Origin of the sequence: Rhodanobacter lindaniclasticus (genome assembly GCF_004799035.1) — a bacterium.
Classification (GTDB): Bacteria; Pseudomonadota; Gammaproteobacteria; order Xanthomonadales; family Rhodanobacteraceae; genus Rhodanobacter; species Rhodanobacter lindaniclasticus.
Map to the genome: position 1 here is coordinate 18,729 of NZ_MWIO01000037.1, position 17,726 is coordinate 36,454.

At 67.8% G+C, this 17,726-nt stretch carries 16 protein-coding genes and 1 riboswitch; of the genes, 10 read left to right on the forward strand and 6 right to left on the reverse strand.

Features of this window, described 5'->3' with window-relative positions:
• Positions 1 to 43: 43 nt before the first annotated feature.
• Complete coding sequence (locus B1991_RS13455) at positions 44 to 442, reverse strand: DUF4156 domain-containing protein (protein ID WP_136259191.1); 399 nt, start codon at positions 440 to 442, stop codon at positions 44 to 46.
• Positions 443 to 584: 142 nt separating this feature from the next.
• Positions 585 to 3,464: a M16 family metallopeptidase gene (locus tag B1991_RS13460; RefSeq protein ID WP_136259192.1), complete on the reverse strand. Its 2,880-nt coding sequence runs from the start codon at positions 3,462 to 3,464 to the stop codon at positions 585 to 587.
• A gap of 271 nt (positions 3,465 to 3,735) precedes the next feature.
• On the opposite strand from B1991_RS13460, the gene B1991_RS13465 reads away from it, so the two are divergent.
• The 7 genes from B1991_RS13465 to B1991_RS13495 all read left to right on the forward strand — a co-directional run bounded on the left by B1991_RS13465 (position 3,736) and on the right by B1991_RS13495 (position 8,686).
• A complete protein-coding gene (locus tag B1991_RS13465; protein ID WP_136259193.1) occupies positions 3,736 to 3,942 on the forward strand; it encodes a hypothetical protein in 207 nt (68 codons plus the stop codon).
• Positions 3,943 to 3,967: 25 nt separating this feature from the next.
• On the forward strand, positions 3,968 to 4,441 hold the full coding sequence (trmL, locus tag B1991_RS13470) for a tRNA (uridine(34)/cytosine(34)/5-carboxymethylaminomethyluridine(34)-2'-O)-methyltransferase TrmL (protein WP_136259194.1): 474 nt from the start codon (positions 3,968 to 3,970) through the stop codon (positions 4,439 to 4,441).
• A gap of 29 nt (positions 4,442 to 4,470) precedes the next feature.
• Positions 4,471 to 5,121 (forward strand): ubiquinone biosynthesis accessory factor UbiJ, encoded by a 651-nt coding sequence (locus B1991_RS13475; RefSeq protein WP_136259195.1) that lies wholly within the window; start codon positions 4,471 to 4,473, stop codon positions 5,119 to 5,121.
• A gap of 5 nt (positions 5,122 to 5,126) precedes the next feature.
• The gene (gene ubiB, locus B1991_RS13480) at positions 5,127 to 6,767 is read left to right on the forward strand and encodes a ubiquinone biosynthesis regulatory protein kinase UbiB (RefSeq protein WP_425466695.1); all 1,641 of its coding nucleotides are present in this window, start codon (positions 5,127 to 5,129) and stop codon (positions 6,765 to 6,767) included.
• A gap of 94 nt (positions 6,768 to 6,861) precedes the next feature.
• The gene (locus B1991_RS13485; RefSeq protein WP_136259197.1) at positions 6,862 to 7,578 is read left to right on the forward strand and encodes a pseudouridine synthase; all 717 of its coding nucleotides are present in this window, start codon (positions 6,862 to 6,864) and stop codon (positions 7,576 to 7,578) included.
• A 92-nt stretch (positions 7,579 to 7,670) separates the two neighbouring features.
• A complete protein-coding gene (gene arfB, locus B1991_RS13490) occupies positions 7,671 to 8,093 on the forward strand; it encodes an alternative ribosome rescue aminoacyl-tRNA hydrolase ArfB (RefSeq protein ID WP_136259198.1) in 423 nt (140 codons plus the stop codon).
• Positions 8,090 to 8,686 (forward strand): 1-acyl-sn-glycerol-3-phosphate acyltransferase, encoded by a 597-nt coding sequence (locus B1991_RS13495; protein WP_136259199.1) that lies wholly within the window; start codon positions 8,090 to 8,092, stop codon positions 8,684 to 8,686. The genes arfB and B1991_RS13495 overlap by 4 nt, the downstream gene beginning before the upstream one ends.
• Positions 8,687 to 8,730: 44 nt before the next feature.
• Here the strand turns inward: B1991_RS13495 and B1991_RS13500 are convergent, their stop codons facing one another.
• The gene (locus B1991_RS13500; RefSeq protein ID WP_136259200.1) at positions 8,731 to 9,771 is read right to left on the reverse strand and encodes a LysR family transcriptional regulator; all 1,041 of its coding nucleotides are present in this window, start codon (positions 9,769 to 9,771) and stop codon (positions 8,731 to 8,733) included.
• Positions 9,772 to 9,894: 123 nt separating this feature from the next.
• On the opposite strand from B1991_RS13500, the gene aceB reads away from it, so the two are divergent.
• Positions 9,895 to 11,490 (forward strand): malate synthase A, encoded by a 1,596-nt coding sequence (gene aceB / locus B1991_RS13505; RefSeq protein WP_136259201.1) that lies wholly within the window; start codon positions 9,895 to 9,897, stop codon positions 11,488 to 11,490.
• A gap of 69 nt (positions 11,491 to 11,559) precedes the next feature.
• Positions 11,560 to 12,855: an isocitrate lyase gene (gene aceA, locus B1991_RS13510; RefSeq protein ID WP_136259202.1), complete on the forward strand. Its 1,296-nt coding sequence runs from the start codon at positions 11,560 to 11,562 to the stop codon at positions 12,853 to 12,855.
• A gap of 76 nt (positions 12,856 to 12,931) precedes the next feature.
• Here aceA and B1991_RS13515 read toward each other — a convergent pair whose 3' ends face one another.
• The 3 genes from B1991_RS13515 to ubiK all read right to left on the reverse strand — a co-directional run bounded on the left by B1991_RS13515 (position 12,932) and on the right by ubiK (position 16,793).
• Entirely contained in the window at positions 12,932 to 14,719 is a 1,788-nt protein-coding gene (locus B1991_RS13515; RefSeq protein ID WP_136259203.1) for a cation:proton antiporter, read from the reverse strand.
• Between the two features lie 168 nt (positions 14,720 to 14,887).
• Complete coding sequence (locus B1991_RS13520) at positions 14,888 to 16,381, reverse strand: YifB family Mg chelatase-like AAA ATPase (RefSeq protein WP_136259204.1); 1,494 nt, start codon at positions 16,379 to 16,381, stop codon at positions 14,888 to 14,890.
• 148 nt (positions 16,382 to 16,529) lie between these two features.
• Complete coding sequence (ubiK, locus tag B1991_RS13525; RefSeq protein ID WP_136259215.1) at positions 16,530 to 16,793, reverse strand: ubiquinone biosynthesis accessory factor UbiK; 264 nt, start codon at positions 16,791 to 16,793, stop codon at positions 16,530 to 16,532.
• A gap of 185 nt (positions 16,794 to 16,978) precedes the next feature.
• Here ubiK and glnK point away from each other — a divergent pair, with 185 nt between their 5' ends.
• Positions 16,979 to 17,317: a P-II family nitrogen regulator gene (glnK, locus tag B1991_RS13530; RefSeq protein WP_136259205.1), complete on the forward strand. Its 339-nt coding sequence runs from the start codon at positions 16,979 to 16,981 to the stop codon at positions 17,315 to 17,317.
• Between the two features lie 89 nt (positions 17,318 to 17,406).
• Positions 17,407 to 17,621, forward strand: a riboswitch (cobalamin riboswitch).
• Positions 17,622 to 17,726: the final 105 nt, after the last annotated feature.

Here is a 17,726-nt window from a genome sequence, read left to right on the forward strand (position 1 = left end):
CAGGCGTAGGCGCGTTCCATCACGCGCCTGTGGTCCACCACGCTCAATGGCCCTTGATCGGGAAGGTCTGCACCTCGCCCTGGGCCGAGCGCGCCGCGGCCGGCTGGCCGGCCGGCTTGAGCGTCGTGCTGCCGCACTGGTACGCGCCCCACGGCTGCGAGCCGTCGGCCGGTTCGGCCAGCGGCTTGATGGTGTCGGCGTTCATCTTGGCCGCCTCGTTGCGGGCGAGCACTTCCAGTTCGTCGCGCACCTTGATGTCGTTGCGGTCGACCGGGCCGACGCGGTTCATCACCGAGACGGTGACCTTGCCCAGTTCGCGGCAACTGGAAACGTCGCCGGACCAGGCGGTGCGCACGTTCTTGCCGGCCGGATCCAGGGTGATGCCCCAGCTGCAGGCGCCGAGCAACAGGACGGGGACGAGCAACAACAGGGTCTTGCGCATGGGTGACTCCGCGGCAGGTCTTGAGGACATGAAAGAGGTCGGACCAGGTTGATCCGGCCGCCATCGTAACGCGCCGGCGCGCCGGCGTCCCTCGGTCCATCCGCCGGTTGCCGCGCCGGTTCAGCCGGCGCGGCAGCGCGACTCACTTCGTCGACTTGGCCGCCACCGGCTTGCCGTCGGCGTCGAGCACCTCGACCGAGCCGAGCTTCAGCGCGCGGATCGGCGACTCGATCCTGGCCAGGTCACCGACGATCACCCAGGTCAGCTGATCCGGGTGGATGATCTCCTTCGCCGCGGCCTCCACCGACGCATCGCTCTGCGCTTCGATGCGCGACTTCAGGGTCTGCACGTAGTCGTCCGGGCGGTTGTACAGGGCGATGCCCTGCATGGCGCCCATCACCGCCTGGGTGGTCTGGTACTGGCCCGGCATGCTGCGCACGTCGCCGACCTTGATCTTGCTGATCTCCTGCGCGGTCAGCGGCTTGTCGCCGATCACCCCGCGCGCTTCCTTCAGCATCTCGCTGACCGACGCCGCGGTCTTGTCGGTCTGCACCGGCGCGTAGAGCATGAACGGGCGCTGCCCCACCGCGTTCTGCAGGAAGCTGAAGGCACCATAGGCCCAGTGCTTGTCCTCGCGCAGGTTCATGTTGAGGCGCGAGGTGAAGCTGCCGCCGAAGGCGCCGTTCATGGTCTGGATCTGCAGGTTGTTGGGCGCCTCGGTCGACGGCGCCAGGCTGCCGGCGAGGATCAGGCTCTGCTGCGCCCCGGGGCGATTGACCAGGAATACGCGCACGTCTTTCGGCGGCGCGACCTTGCCGATGTTCTTGGCCGGCACCTTGCTCGCCGGCGCCTTCCAGTTGCCGAACACCGCGTTCAACTGCGGGATGATCTTCGCCATCGTGGTGTCGCCGGCCACCAGGATCTTCATGTTGTCCGGGCGGATGTAGTCGGTCATGAACCGGCGCATGTCGGCGTCGGTCAGCGACTTGATCGAATCTTCGGTGCCCGAGCCGGTGAACGGGATCGCGTAGGCGTGACCCTTGCCGTACAGCAGCGGCGGCAGGGTGCGCAGCGCGATGCCGGTGGGTTGGCTCTTCTCCTGGGCGATGCCGGCCAGCCACTGGCCGCGCAGGCGGCTGACGTCGGCGTCGCGGAACGCCGGGTTGCGCACGATGTCGGCAAACAGGTCGAGCGAAGGCTTGAGCTGGTCGTCCAGCGCGTTCAGCGAGGCATTGCAGTAGTCCAGCCCGCAACCGCTGGCGATGATCGCGCCCAGGCGCTGCTTGCGCTTGGCGATCTCGACCGAATCGAGGTCCCTGGTGCCCTCATCGAGCATCGACATGGTGAAGCTGGAGGTGCCCAGCTTGCGGCCCTGGTCGGCGGCGTAACCGGCGTCGAACAGCAACTGCATCTGCACCGCCGGCACGCCGTGGCGTTCGGCCAGGACCACCTCGACGCCATTGTCGAGCTTGCCGTGCTGCAGGGTCGGGAAGGCGAGGTCGGGGAAGCTGGCCACTTCGGGCACGCCCTTGCTGCGATCGACGTCGCTGGCCACGGTCTTGTAATCGCCCTTGGGCGTGAGCACCGGCGCCGGCGCGCCGGACGCGGCGGCGCGGCCGGCCACGGTGGCCATGTCGGTGTCCTCGACCTTGCCCGGCACCACGGTCAGGGTGTAGTCGCCCCGGGCGATCCACTTGGCGGCCACCGCCTTGACGCTGGCCGGCGTGGCCGCCATCAGGGTGCTGAAGTCTTTCAGGTACTGCCCCGGATCGCCGTGGTACAGCTGGCCCTGGGCGAGGATCGAGGCCTGCGTGTTGACGCGCTCCAGTCCGCGCACGAAGGAGGCGCGGGTTTCGGTCTTGACCCGCGCCAGCTCGTCGGCGGTGGGGCCGTCCTTGAGGAACTTCCGCCATTCGTCGGCGATCGCGGCCTCGACCCTGGCCGGGTCCGCGCCCTTCTTCACATCGACCTGCAGCTGGAACAGGCTGGCCAGTGAATGCTGCTCGACGTAGACGGAGACGCTGTCGGCCAGCTTGTCCTGGTAGACCAGGCGCTGGTACAGCCGCGAGGTCTTGCTGCCGCCGAGTACGGCGGCGGCCAGCTCCAGCAGGTTCTCGTCATGGCTGCCGCGCGGCGGCACGTTCCATTCGCGGTAGATGCGCGTCTGCGCCACGTTGTCGGTCATCGTGCCGCGGGTGGACTTGTCGCGCGCGGCGATCCACGGCTGCGGCCGGGGCAGCTGCGGACCGGCGGCGATGTCGCCGAAGTACTTCAGCATCTTTTCCTTGGCCACCGCCGGCGTGATGTCGCCGGCCAGCACCACCACCGTGTTGGCCGCGCCGTAGTAGTCGCGGAACCACTGCTTGACGTCGCCCAGCGAGGCGGCGTTCAAATCCGCCATCGAGCCGATGGTGTCGTGGTGGTAGGGATGGTTGGCCGGGAACGCCTCGGCCTGGATCAGTTCGCTGGCGCGGCCGTAGGGCTGGTTTTCGCCCTGGCGCTTTTCGTTCTGCACCACGCCGCGCTGCTCGTCGAGCTGCGGCTGGCCGATCGCGCCCAGCAGGTGGCCCATGCGGTCGGATTCCATCCACAGCGCCATGTCCAGCGCGGTGGTCGGCACGGTCTCGAAATAGTTGGTGCGGTCGAGCCAGGTGGTGCCGTTCTGGTCGGTGGCACCGGCCAGCTCGAACGGCTTGAAGAACTCGTCCTGGTGATTCTCCGAACCCTGGAACATCAGGTGCTCGAACAGGTGCGCGAAGCCGGTCTTGCCCTTGGGCTCGTAGGAGGAGCCGACGTGATACCACACGCTCACCGCCACCACCGGCGCCTTGTGGTCTTCATGCACCAGCACGGTCAGGCCGTTGGGCAACACGAAGCGGGAATAGGCCAGGTCGGGGATCTGCTGCGTCGCTGCAGCGGTGGCCTCGGCCGCGTGCACCGCGGGCACGGCCAGCAGCGTCGGCGCGGCGACTCCGAACGTGAGCAGGCCGGATACGAGCAGGGCAAGCGGCGTTTTTTTCACGGTGAACCTCCTGTTTTGCGCGAATGGTCGAAGCAGGCTAACCGGCGCCTCCGGGCACCGCAAATGACAGGTGGCACAGCCGGCATGCACGAGACGACGCGGCGGCCGGCTGTCCGGCGGCAACCGGACAAGTGTCCGCGGACAACCTTCCGAACGCCGAAGGCGGCACTCAAATCTTGAAAAATCAACATGTTGCCAGCATATAAGGACGTGGCACGAGGATTGCCTCAATAGGGCAGCAAGGCCCTACTCACGCATTGGAGATGTAATCGTGAAATTCGAGACTTTCATGCTGCACGGACTGTTCATTGCCAGCTTGCTGGTGTGCAGCCTCATTCTTGCCGCCATGGTGACCACCTCGACAACCATGCCGGTGCAACTGGCCCACGAGAACGGCATCGGTGCGCAACTGCTCGCGACACCGAGCAGCTGCGCGCTGCCGCCGGACGGCGTGATCTGCCCGCGCGTGGCCGGCTGAGCATGACGCGGGCGATAATGCACGGATGCTCCACGTCATCCTGCATCGCCCCGAGATTCCTCCCAACACCGGCAACGTGATTCGCCTTTGCGCGAACACCGGCGCCACGCTGCACCTGGTGCGCCCGCTGGGTTTCGAGCTGGATGATGCCCGCCTGCGCCGCGCCGGACTGGACTACCACGAATACGCCCGCGTCGCGGTGCACGACGACCTGCCGGCCTGCCTCGCCGCGCTCGACGCGCCGCGCGTGTTCGCCTTCACCACCCGCGGCAGCGTGGCCCACGTCGACGTCCACTACGCCGACGGAGATGCGCTGCTGTTCGGCTGCGAAACCGCCGGCCTGCCAGGCGAGGTGCTGGAGTCCATTCCGACGGCGCAGCGCCTGCGCCTGCCGATGTGTCCGGACAGCCGCAGCCTGAACCTGTCGAACACCGTCGCCGTGGCCGTCTATGAAGCCTGGCGCCAACTCGGTTTTGCCGGCGCCGCCCGAACCCCGTAGATCGCGGCCCGCACGGCTACAATTGGCGGATGAACGCCGCCACCCCCAATGCCTGGATGCCGCAGCCGCTGCGCAAGCTCGCCGGGCGCGCGCTGGAAACCGCGCTCAACCATACGCTCTCGCTCGATCCCGACACGCAACAGCGGCTGGCCGTGCTGGAGGGACACAGCGTGCAGTTGCATCTGCGCGGGCCGGAGCTGGCGCTGGCCATCACGGTCGACGATGCGCGACTGAAAGTCGGCCCGCCGCACGACGGCAGCCAGCTGAAGGTGGCCGCCACGCCCGGCAGCCTGCTGGCGATGCTGCTGCGCCGCGACGACGACGGCATCGCGCCGGGCAAGGTGGAGATCGCCGGCGACGCCGAGCTGGCGCGCCGGCTGGAGAAACTGGCCGGCAAGTTCGCCCCGGATTTCGAGGAGGCCTTCGCGCGCAGCTTCGGCGACGTGCTCGGCGTGCCGCTGGCCAGGGCCGTGCGCAAGGGCCTCGCCCATGCCCGCGAATCCGGCGCCCACCTCACCGAGGATGCCGCCGACTGGGTGCGCGACGAGGCCCGCGTGGCGCTGGCGCCGGGCGAAGTCGACAGCTTTCTCGACGAAGTGGACAGCCTGCGCGAGCACAGCGAGCGGTTGGCCGCACGCGTGCAGCGGCTGGCCCGGCAACTGCAGGGCGACGCCGCGTGACGCCGCTGCGCGTGGTGCCGCGCCTGCTGCGGGTGGCCTCGGTGCTGCTGGCGTGGCGGCTGGACGAACTGGTCGACGCCGCGCACCTGTTCCGGCCGCTGAAACTGCTGCGGCTGCTGCTGGCGCGGCCGCGCCCCAACGTGGCCAGCCTGTCGCGCGGCGAGCGCCTGCGGCGGGCGCTGACCGAGCTGGGGCCGATCTTCGTCAAGGCCGGCCAGGTGCTGTCCACCCGCCGCGACCTCGTGCCGGCCGACATCGCTGACGAACTGTCGTTGCTGCAGGACCAGGTCGCACCGTTCCCCGGCAGCGAGGCGCGTGCCATCGTCGAGCAGGAATTGAGACTTCCGATTGGACGTCTATACGCCCGTTTCGACGAGACGCCGCTGGCCTCGGCCTCGATCGCCCAGGTGCATGCCGCCACCCTGGCCGACGGCCGCGAGGTGGTGGTGAAGGTGCTGCGCCCCGGCATCGATGCGCAGATCGCCCGCGACGTGAAGTTGCTGCGCTCGCTGGGCGAGCTGGCCCGGCGCTGGCACCCGAACGCCGACAAGATCCGTCCGCTCGACGTGGTCGCCGAAGTCGAGAAGATGCTGGAAAACGAACTCGACCTGCAGCGCGAAGGCGCCAGCGCCAGCCTGCTCAAGCGCAATTTCGCCAGCGGCGTGGACCTGTACGTACCCGAAGTGCACTGGGAACTGACCAGCGCCCGCGTACTCACGCTGGAACGCGTGCACGGTATCAGCTCGGACGACATCGCCGCCATCGATGCGGCCGGCCTCGATCGCAAGGCCCTGGCCGCCAAGGGCGTGCGGGTGTTCTACGAACAGGTGTTCCGCGATAACTTCTTCCACGCCGATGCCCACCCCGGCAACATCTGGGTGGATCCGTCACGCCTCGACGAGCCGCGCTTCATCGCGCTGGACTTCGGCATCATGGGCTCGCTGCCGGAGGCCGACCAGTACTGGCTGGCGCAGAACTTCATCGCGCTGTTCGAGCGTGACTATGCGCGCATCGCGCAATTGCACGTGGCCGCCGGCTGGATGCCGTCAACAGTGCGGCTGGACGAGCTGGAGGCGGCGGTGCGTACCGTGTGCGAGCCGTACTTCACCCGGCCGCTGTCGCAGATCTCGCTGGCGGAACTGGTGGTCAAGCTGTTCCAGACCGCGCGTCGCTTCGAGCTGACCCTGCAGCCGCAGCTGATCCTGCTGCAGAAGACCCTGCTCAACATCGAGGGCGTGGGCCGCATGCTCGATCCGGAGATCGACATCTGGGCAGTGGCGCATCCGGTGCTCAAGCGCATCCTGCGCCAACGCTACAGCCCGCTGCGCACCCTGCGCGACGTGCGCAAGCGGCTGCCCGAATGGCTGCACCACGCGCCGGAGTTCCCCGAACTGGTGCGCGATGCGCTGCGGGAGATCGGCCGCGGCGAACGACGCGAGCTGGCCGATTCCGTGACCCTCAAGCTCGCGCTGGACAATGCACGCCGCCAACACAGGACACTGGCCTGCAGCTTGCTCGGCAGCACGTTGCTGATCGGCGCCGCCCTGTTGTGGACGCTGGCCCCGCAACACGGCATCTGGCCGCCGCTGGGCGCCGGCTTCGCAGGATTGCTCGTTTTCGCGATCGGCTGGCCACGCCCGCGATGACCGCGTAGGGCGGGCAATGCCCGCCGCCTCGCGCAGGAGCTGGCGGGCAGTGCCCGCCCTGCATCGCTGTCGCACACTCCCTCAACGAACCACGATGATCGAGATTCTGCATCAGGACGACGCGCTGATCGCGGTGAACAAGCCCGCGAACCTGGCCGTGCATCGGTCGAAGTTCGTGGGACCGGCCGACGAATTCCTGATCGACCTGCTGCGTGAGCAGGTCGGCGACAACGTGTACCTGGCGCATCGGCTCGACCGCGCCACCAGCGGGGTGCTGCTGGTGGCGCGCAGCAAGGAGGTGGCCTCGGCGCTGGGCGAACAGTTCATGCAGCGCACCGTGCACAAGCAGTATCTCGTCGTGGTGCGCGGCTGGCCGGAGCCGGCCGAAGGCGTGATCGACTATGCCCTGCCCGGCTCGCGCGAGACCGGCCCGCGCCGCGAAGCGCGCACGCATTACCGGCGACTGGCCACGACCGAGGTGCCGATCGCACTCGGTCGCTATCCGCAACAACGCTATGCGCTGCTGCTGGCGGAACCCGAGAGCGGCCGCTTCCGCCAGATCCGCAAGCACCTCGCGCACATCCACCACCCGGTGATCGGCGACTGCCAGCACGGCCGCGGCGACCACAACCGGCTGTACAAGCAGCACTTCGGTTGCCACCGCATGCTGCTGCACGCATGGCGGATTTCTTTCGCGCATCCGGTGAGTGGCACGCCGATGCAACTGGAGGCGCCGCTGGATGACGCGTATGCCGGGTTGCTTGATCGCTTCGGCTGGCGCCTTGCAGCAGGCGTGGGTGGAGAGGGGTGAGGAATGAGAGAGACGCCGCGGCACGGCTTGCCTTCGCTCTCTCTCTTCACTCCTCTCCACTCGCTCCCCCGCTTCTCCCCTAAACTTCCCCCATGCTGACCATCAGCCGCACCCTCGCCCTGCCCGACTCCGAACTGATCGAGCGCTTCCTGCGCGCCGACGGCCCCGGCGGGCAGCATGTGAACCGCACCGAGAGTGCGGTGGAGTTGCGCTTCGATGTGGCGGGTTCGCCGTCGCTGCCGGAGGAGGTGCGCACGCGGCTGCTGGCCCGGCGCGATCGCAGGCTCACCGCCGAAGGGGTGCTGGTGATCCAGGGTCGGCGCTTTCGCGACCAGGCACGCAACCGCGACGACGTGCGTGAGCGGCTGGCCGAGCTGATCCGCGGCGTGTTGCTGCCACCGAAACGGCGCGTGGCCACCAGACCGACCCGCGCCTCGAAGGAACGCCGCCTGGCCGGCAAGCAGCAGCGCGGCAGGATCAAGCAGACGCGCTCGCGCAAACCGGAGTTCGAATGAAGCGTCGCGTCTTCACTCCAGCCCAGTTGCCTGCCCACATGCCGAAGCTGCGCGACGGTTGGCGCCGGCGCATCTGTCGCGGCGTGTTGCGCCTGTGCGGCTGGACCCTCACCGGCGAATTTCCCGACGCCTCCAAACTGGTGCTGATCGCCGCGCCGCATTCCTCGTGGTGGGACGGCGTGTGGGGGCTGCTGATCAAGGTGGCGATCGGCGCCGACGTGCACTTCATGGGCAAGCAGGAATTGTTTCGCGGCCCGCTGGGCGGGCTGCTGCGTCGCCTGGGCGGCGTCCCCATCGACCGCGGCGCGGCCAAGGGCGTGGTCGAACAGATGATCGACCAGTTCCGCCAGCGCGAGAAACTGTGGCTGGGCATCGCCCCGGAAGGCACGCGCAAGCCGGTGACGCGCTGGAAGAGCGGCTTCTGGCACATCGCCCACGATGCCGGCGTGCCGATCTTTCCGGTCGCGTTCCACTACCCCGACAAGACCATCCAGCTCGGCCCGCTGTTCGACGCCGGCACCGACATGGACGCGACCATGCAGCGCCTGCGCGAATGGTATGCGCCGTTCCAGGGCAAGCATCGCGACGTTTGAAATCCCTCACGCAGGGCACGATGTTCGCAGAGCAGGTTCGGACATCACCGCTGCGAATGCCCCGGGTCGTCGTGCTCGCGATGGGTCAGCAGTCCGGGGCGGATCAGGTCGATGAAGGCGCGGGCCTCAGCGCTGAGGAACTTGCCCTTGCGCATCACCACGCCGTAGCTGCGCTGCGGGAAGAACTGCTTCATGTTGCGCACGGCCAGGCGCTCGCGGTCGGCGTCGGTAATGCAGATGCCGGTGACGATGGAGATGCCCATGCCCATCGCCACGTATTCCTTGATCACGTCCCAGCCGCCGACCTCGATCGCCACGTGGTACGGCACCTGGCGTTGCTGAAAAACCAAGTCGACCAGTCGGTAGGTGGACAGGCGTTGCGGCGGCAGGATCAGTCCGTAGGGCGAGAGATCCTCCAGCGCGACCCGGTCGAGCGTTGCCAGCGGATGCTCCAACGGCATGATCAGCATCGGGTCATAGTGCTGCACCGGCGCCCACGCGATGTCGTTGGGCACGTCCAGCATCGAGCCGACCGCGAAGTCCGCCTCGTCGGCACGCAGCAGGGCCAAGCCGTCCTTGCCGGTGACGTTGGCCAGCTGCAGTTGCACCGCGGGGAAGCGTTCGCGATAGCGGCGCACCAGTTCCGGCAGCAGGTACTGGATGGTGGAGGTGCCGGCAGCAATCACCAGCCGGCCGGCCTGCAGGCCCTTCACCCGCGCCTGGAAATCGCGATCCAGCGTGTCCCAGCCCTCCACCAGTGGACGCGCCAGCTCGTACAACGCCTCACCTGCGTCGGTGAGGTTGATGCGCCGGCGGCGGCGCTCCAGCAGGGTGGCGCCGAGCTCCCGTTCCAGCGCCTGCAACTGCAGGCTGATGGTGGGTTGCGACACGTACAGCGCTTCGGCGGCGCGGGTGAGCGTACCCAGCTTCACCACGCTGACGAAGGCACGCAGCTGCTTGTGGCGGTTGCCCTTGTAGTAGAAGCGGCCGCCCGCCTCGTCGGCACGTTCGCCGGCAGCGCGCTTTTTTGCTGCGCTGCGAGGCGATTTTTTCGGTTTGTTCAGCGCAACACGGGGCTTTTTCATCAAATAGTTTCAGCTTGTTGCATCACATATTGATTTTGCTCATAGTAATGATTGAAACATTCACTTTGTCAAATAGATAGCTGCAGGCCTAGCTTCGAGTCATCCACGACGCGGAGCGAAACGATGGCAGCAGCGCAGGAACAACTCCACACCGGCCCCGCCGAGGTCCTCGCCGACGGCGGCGCCTACGCGGCCATCCTGACCCCTGCCGCGCTGGCCTTCCTGGGCCGGCTGCACCGCCGCTTCGAGGCCTCGCGGCAGCGCCTGCTGCGGGAGCGCCGCCAGCGCCAGGCCACCTGGGATGCCGGCGCCCTGCCGGATTTCCGCGCCGACACGGCGGCGATCCGCGCATCCGACTGGAGCGTCGCGCCAATCCCCGCCGCGCTGTGCGACCGCCGCGTGGAGATCACCGGCCCGGTGGAGCGCAAGATGATCATCAACGCGCTGAACTCCGGCGCGAAGGTGTTCATGGCCGACTTCGAGGATTCCTCCGCGCCGACCTTCGCCAACCAGTTGGACGGCCAGGTCAACCTGCGCGACGCGGTCGACGGCACCATCGCGTTCCGTTCGCCCGAAGGCAAGACTTACCAGCTCGGCGACGACCCCGCCGTGCTGGTGGTGCGCCCGCGCGGCTGGCATCTGCACGACCGTTTCTTCAGCGTGGACGGCGCCTCGGTCTCCGGTGCGCTGGTCGACTTCGGCCTGTTCGTGTTCCACAACGCGCTCGCCCTGCACCAGCGCGATCGCGGTCCGTATTTCTACCTGCCCAAGCTGGAGGCGATGGAAGAAGCTGCTCTGTGGGAAGACGTGATGAGCGCCGCCGAGGCCGAACTGCAGCTTCCGCGCGGCACGATGAAAGCGACCGTGCTGATCGAAACGCTGCCGGCGGCGTTCCAGATGGACGAGATCCTGCACGCGCTGCGCCGACGCATCGTCGGCCTCAACTGCGGCCGCTGGGATTACATCTTTTCCTACCTGAAAACCCTGCGCGGCCATCGCGACCGCCTGCTGCCCGAGCGCGGCCAGGTCGGCATGACCGTGCCGTTCCTGAAGGGCTATTCCGAACTGCTGATCAAGACCTGCCATCGCCGCGGCGCGTTCGCGATGGGCGGCATGGCCGCGCAGATCCCGATCAAGGGCGACGAGGCGGCGAACGAGGCTGCGCTGGACAAGGTGCGCGCCGACAAGCTGCGCGAGGTCAAGGCCGGCCACGACGGCACCTGGGTCGCCCACCCCGCGCTGGTGCCGGTGGCGCAGGCGATCTTCGACGAATACATGCCCACGCCAAATCAGCTCGACAAGCTGCGCCAGGACGTGCAGGTCGGCCGCGAGCAGCTGCTCGCCGCACCCAACGGCACCATCACCCGCGCCGGCTTCGACAACAACGTCGAGGTGTGCCTGCGCTATACCGCGGCGTGGCTGGACGGCCTGGGCTGCGTGCCGATCCATCACCTGATGGAAGACGCCGCCACCGCCGAGATCGCCCGTGCGCAACTGTGGCAATGGCTGCATCACGGCGATCTCGAGTTCCCTGACCACGCACCGATCGACTTCGCCCTGTTCGACCAGGCACTCGCCGCCCACACCCACCGCCTGCGCCAGAGCCAGCACCCGGGCGCTGCCCGCGCCGATGCCGCGGCCGCCCTGATCTCCCGCATGACCCACGCCGACGAACTCGGCGACTTCCTCACCCTGCCCGCGTACGAACAGCTCGCCTGATCCACCACCTTCCTCTGCATTTGCGCACAGGGTGCGCCCGTGCAGCGACGTCACCACCGGAGCCATGCCATGAAGAGCACCCTGCCTACCGTCGAACAGATCAGCCTGGACTGGAAGAACAATGCCCGCTGGACCGGCGTCCAGCGCAACTATTCCGCCGAGGACGTGGTGCGCCTGCGCGGCACCGTGCCGGTCGAGCATTCGCTGGCCCGCCGCGGCGCGGAGCGGCTGTGGAAGTCGCTGCATCAGGAGGAATTCGTCAACGCGCTCGGCGCACTCACCGGCAACCAGGCGATGCAGCAGGTCAAGGCCGGCCTGCAGGCGATCTACCTCAGCGGCTGGCAGGTCGCCGCCGATGCCAACGTGGCCGGCGAGATGTATCCCGACCAGTCGCTGTACCCGGCCAACTCGGTGCCGCTGGTGGTCAAGCGCATCAACAACACCTTGCTGCGCGCGGACCAGTTGCACCACGCCGAAGGCAACCACGACATCGACTGGCTGGTGCCGATCGTGGCCGACGCCGAGGCCGGCTTCGGCGGCGTGCTCAACGCGTTCGAGCTGATGAAGGCGATGATCGAGGCCGGCGCCGCCGGCGTGCATTTCGAGGACCAGCTGGCCAGCGTGAAGAAATGCGGCCACATGGGCGGCAAGGTACTGGTGCCCACCCGCGAGGCGGTCGACAAGTTGAACGCCGCGCGACTGGCCGCCGACGTCGCCGGCGTGCCGACCCTGATCGTGGCCCGCACCGATGCCGACGCCGCCGACCTGCTCACCTCCGACATCGACGACAACGACAAGCCGTTCCTCACCGGCGAGCGCACCGTCGAGGGCTTCTTCCGGGTCAGGCCCGGCCTGGACCAGGCGATCAGTCGCGGCCTGGCCTACGCGCCCTACGCGGACCTGGTCTGGTGCGAAACCAGCAAGCCGAACCTGGACGATGCGCGGCGCTTCGCCGAGGCGATCCACGCGAAGTTCCCGTGCAAGATGCTGGCCTACAACTGCTCGCCCAGCTTCAACTGGAAGAAGAACCTGGACGACGCCACCATCGCCCGCTTCCAGAAGGAACTGGGTGCGATGGGCTACAAGTTCCAGTTCATCACCCTGGCCGGCTTCCACAGCCTCAACTACGGCATGTTCGACCTCGCCCACGGCTACGCGCGCCGCCAGATGAGTGCCTTCGTCGAACTACAGGAGAAGGAGTTCGCCGCCGCCGATCGCGGCTTCACTGCGGTGAAGCACCAGCGCGAAGTCGGCACCGGCTATTTCGACGCGGTGACCCAGGCGATCCAGCAGGGCCAGTCCTCGACCACCGCGCTGAAGGGCTCGACCGAGGAGGCGCAGTTCAAGCAGGCCTCGGCCGCGTGAAAACCACGTAGGAGCGCACCCTGTGCGCGAACTCTTCGTCACGTGAACGCAAGAGCATCGCGCACAGGGTGCGCTCCTACACGGCTGCCGGCGGCACCAGCGCGATCACGGTCCAACCCGGCTTCGGCTCCAGCTCGCGCTTGGTCGACGCCACGCGCAAGGCGCCCTTCTCCTCCACGCCGAACATCAAGACCGTGTTCGAGCCATGCTGTTCGATGAATTGCGACCAGTCGAAGGTCGCGCTGAGCCGGGTCGACTTGATCCGCCAGCCCTCATCCAGCATCTGCGCGAAGCGGCCGTGGGTCATCTCCTCGTCGAACAGCGGCGGCGCCAGCAGGCTGCCGGCGAGTGCGGCGCGATCGGTGTTCTCCCGCGGGGTGAGGTTGCGCAGGCGATACACCTTGTCGCGACCGAACTCCTGGCGGTAGCGCACGCAGGCCAGCGAATTTCGCTCGCGATGGGTGGATGCCGCCAGCAGCCGGCCGATGCCGGTCAGATCAAGATGGCGCTCGGCATGCGGCGAGGCCGGGTTGCCGAAGAATGTGGTCAGTCCGTCCATGCGCGCCAGCCGGATACCGTCCCAGTCGTCGTCGGCCAGCACCACGCGGAAGCCGGCGTCGTGCAGCGACTTGGCGATCGCGCGCGCCACATGGTCCGAGCCGAAGATCAGAACGCCGCGCGGCTCCGGCTCGGCCACTTTCAGCCAGATCGCCAGCGGCCGCGCGGTGGCGCTCTGCAACACCACCGTGCCGATGATCAGGGTGAACACCAGCGGCACCAGCGCCTCGGCACCGGCCACGCCGAGCTGGTCCAGGCGCAACGCGAACAGCGCGGAAACCGACGCGGCCACGATGCCGCGCGGCGCTACCCAGCCGATCAGTGCGCGCTCGCGCCAGTTCAAGCCGCTGCCGAAACTCGAGAGCGCCACGGTCAGCGGCCGCACCAGCAGCTGCGCGATAACGAACAGCGCTATGCCGGCGCCCAGCATGCCGTCCGGCAGCGGCCAGTGCAGCCGTGCCGCCAGCAGGACGAACAGCAGCGACACCAGCACTGTGGTGAGGCTTTCCTTGAAATCGAGAATGTCGTCCATGTGCACCCCGCGCAGGTTGCCCAGCGCAATGCCCATGATCGTCACCGCCAGCAGCCCCGACTCGTGGGTCAGCGTGTTGGAGATGCTGAAGGCGAGCAGTACCGCGGCCAGCACTGCATAGTTCTGCAGGTATTCGGGGATCAGCTGGCGGCGCAGGAAGAACGCCATCAGCCACGCGGCGAGTGCGCCGATCCCCACGCCGCAACCGATCGTGGCCAGGAAGATGCCGATGGTGTGGCCTTCCTGCCGCGACACGATCGCCTCGTAGATCAGCACCGCAAACAGCGCACCCAACGGGTCGATCACGATGCCTTCCCAGCGCAGCGTGTTGGCGATGCGCGCATTCGGCCGCAGCGTGCGCAGCATCGGCGCGATCACGGTGGGGCCGGTGACGCAGCCCAGCGCGCCGAACAGCAACGCGATCGGCCACGCCAATCCGGCAACCAGATGCGCGGCCAGCGCGAGCAGCAGCAGCGAGGCCACCGCGCCGTAACTGACCAGCCCGCGCACCGCCTTGCCGATGCCGGGCAGTTCGTGGAAACGCAGGGTCAGGCTGCCCTCGAACAGGATCAGCGCCACCGCCAGCGACACGGTGGGAAACAGCAGGTCGCCCAGCAGCCTGTCCGGATCGAGCACGCCGATGGCCGGCCCGAGCGCGATGCCGGCCAGCAGCAGGAACAGGATCGCCGGTAGCCGTACCCGCCACGCCAGCCACTGCGCGAGAAACCCGATCATCAGCATGCCGGCGAGCATCAGCCCCAGATCGATCGTCATCGCAGTCCCTGGAAATGTCAGGGCGTCATCGAAACATGCAGCGGCGCGTGCGTCCAGAGGGAGAAGGACAGGAGTGAGTGGAGTGGAGTGAGCAGTGAGAGCAGGCGTATCACGGCACGCCGTTGCTTCTCTCTCACTGCTCACTCCACTCCACTCACTCCTCAGCCCCTACATTCGCCGGTATTGCAGCGCTTCGGCCAGGTGCTCGCGTTCGAGCAGGGCGGCGCCGCCGTCGAGGTCGGCGATCGTGCGGGCGACGCGCAGCACGCGGTGATAAGCACGCGCAGAGAGGCCCAGCCGCTCCAGTGCCTGTTCGAACCAGCGCCGTTCCGCCGGGCCCAGCGCGCAGTCGCGTTCCAGTTCACGCGTGCTGATCTCGGCGTTCGGCCGGCCCGCGCGCATCAGCGACTGCCGGCGGGCACTGAGCACCCGGGCGCGCACGGTGGCGGAGCTTTCGTCGCGCTCGTTGCGCGGCGTGCCCAGTTCGGCCAGCGCCACCGGCGGCACCTGCACGCACAGGTCGATGCGGTCCAGCAGCGGCCCGGAGATGCGTGCGCGGTAACGCTGCACCTGGTCGGGCGTGCACTGGCAGCGCGGTTCGCCGGCGTAGCCGCAGGGACAGGGATTCATCGCCGCGACCAGCTGGAACTGGGCCGGAAAGGTCGATTGGCGCGCCGCCCGCGAGATCATGATGTGACCCGACTCCATCGGCTCACGCAGCACTTCCAGCACATGCCGGCTGAATTCGGGCAACTCGTCCAGGAACAGCACGCCGTTGTGCGCCAGCGAAATCTCGCCCGGGCGCGGAAACGAACCGCCGCCGACCAGCGCCACCGCCGACGCGGTGTGGTGCGGCGCCCGGAAGGGACGCCGGCGCCAGCGTGCCGGGTCGGTGACCTGGCCGGCCACCGACAGCACCGCGCAGGTTTCCAGGGCTTCCGATTCGGACAGCGGCGGCAGGATGCCCGGCAGGCGTTCGGCCAGCATGGTCTTGCCGGTGCCGGGGGGACCCACCAGCAGCAGGTGATGACCGCCGACTGCGGCGATCTCCAGCGCGCGGCGCGCCTGCAACTGTCCGCGCACGTCGGCGAGATCCGGTCCGTCATGGGCACCGCCGTCGCTGGGAATGCCCACCGGCGCGGACAAGTCGTGGGCACCCCGCAGCCAGCCACAGACTTCGGCCAGGGTCTCGGCGACACGCACGTCGACGTCGGGCACCAGCGCGGCCTCGGCGGCGTTCTCGCGCGGCACCACCACCCGGCGGTCGCGCGCGCGGGCTCGCAGCAGGGCCGGCAGCACGCCGGAAATGCCGCGCAGCGCGCCGGTCAGCGCCAGCTCGCCGAGGAATTCGCAATCATCGAGCTTTTCGCGCGGCACCTGGCCGCTGGCGGCGAGGATGCCCAGTGCGATCGACAGATCGAAACGGCCGCCGTCCTTGGGCAGCTCGGCCGGCGCCAGGTTCACGGTGACCCGGCGATTGGGGTATTCGAAGGCGGTGTTCTGGATCGCCACGCGCACGCGGTCGCGTGCCTCGCGCACCGCAGCCTCGGGCAGGCCGACGATATTGGTGCAGGGCAATCCACCGGAAAGATGCACTTCGACCATCACCTGGGGAGCAGCGATGCCTTCCTGGGCGCGGCTGAGGGTGACGGCGAGACTCATGCGGCCTGGAGTCGGTGACGCAGTGATGGCGGAGGCGCGCTGACTGGCACAAACATCGCGCGACTCCATCAGCAGCGCTGGATAAATAACCGCCTCCGATCGTTCTCGGGGTGAGGGTGACGGATCGGAGGCGGCTCCCGGGAGGTGGTCACGGCTGGCCGTCGCGCGCGGCGACGGCAGCCTCGAGTTCGGCCACCCGCTGTTCCAGTTCGTCGACCTTGGCCCGGGTGCGGGCAAGCACCTGGGTCTGCACGTCGAACTCCTCGCGGGTGACCAGGTCGAGGCGGCGCAATCCCTGCGCCAGAACATCCCGGAAGTTGGTGCGCAAATCCTGCTGCACCTGTGCCAGTCCTGGCGGTACCAACGACACAAGCCGCAGGGCAATCTGATCGATATCCTGCTTGTCCATCATGGACAGCGCCTCGAACTCGTCGAGATAAATGCTAGGTGAACGGAACGGGGAGGCGCCATCGGTGTGCTCCATCAAAGACTGTAGGAATTGTCCTACACCGCTACCCATGAGGCGACAACACCGCGCGGGCCGGGCAAAATGCCGGACTGCGGGCGTCTGCCGCCCTGCCGAAACGAGGAATGTGCATGAAACTGGTCGTGGCGATCATCAAGCCGTTCAAGCTGGACGACGTGCGCGAGGCACTGGCCGAAGTTGGCGTGCAAGGCGTCACGGTCACCGAGGTGAAGGGTTTCGGCCGCCAGAAGGGGCACACCGAACTGTACCGCGGTGCCGAATACGTGGTCGATTTCCTGCCCAAGATCAAGCTGGAAGTGGCAGTGGCCGATGACCAGCTCGACCGCGTGCTGGAAGCGATCCAGGCCTCCGCCCGCACCGGCAAGATCGGTGACGGCAAGATCTTCGTCAGCACGCTGGAGCAGGTGATCCGCATCCGCACCGGCGAGCTGGATCACGACGCGCTGTAACGCCGCCACAGCCCGTGCCGGCACTCGCCGCGTTCGGTTCGCAACGGGACTTATGTACAAGCAGTTGGGTTGACCCTGCCCGGGCCACCCGATATGTTGTGTGCGTCGGTGCCCGACCAGATGCGACATCGATCGGGCTTAAAAGGGAATCCGGTGTAACTCCGGAACTGCCCCGCAGCGGTAAAGCGGAAACGAACGCCCCCACATGCACTGGCCCTCCGTGGCTGGGAAGCGGGAGCAACTAGGCGGATCGCTCTGATCCTCGTCCGCAAGTCCGAAGACCTGCCGGCACAGCGGGACGAACGTGTCCCGCTGCGTAGTGACGGCTTCCGCGGGGAAGTGCGTCGTGAAGCCAGGTCGCGGCACGGCGCCCGGCTTGCGCGTCGCCTCCGGAGTCTTTCGCTATCAG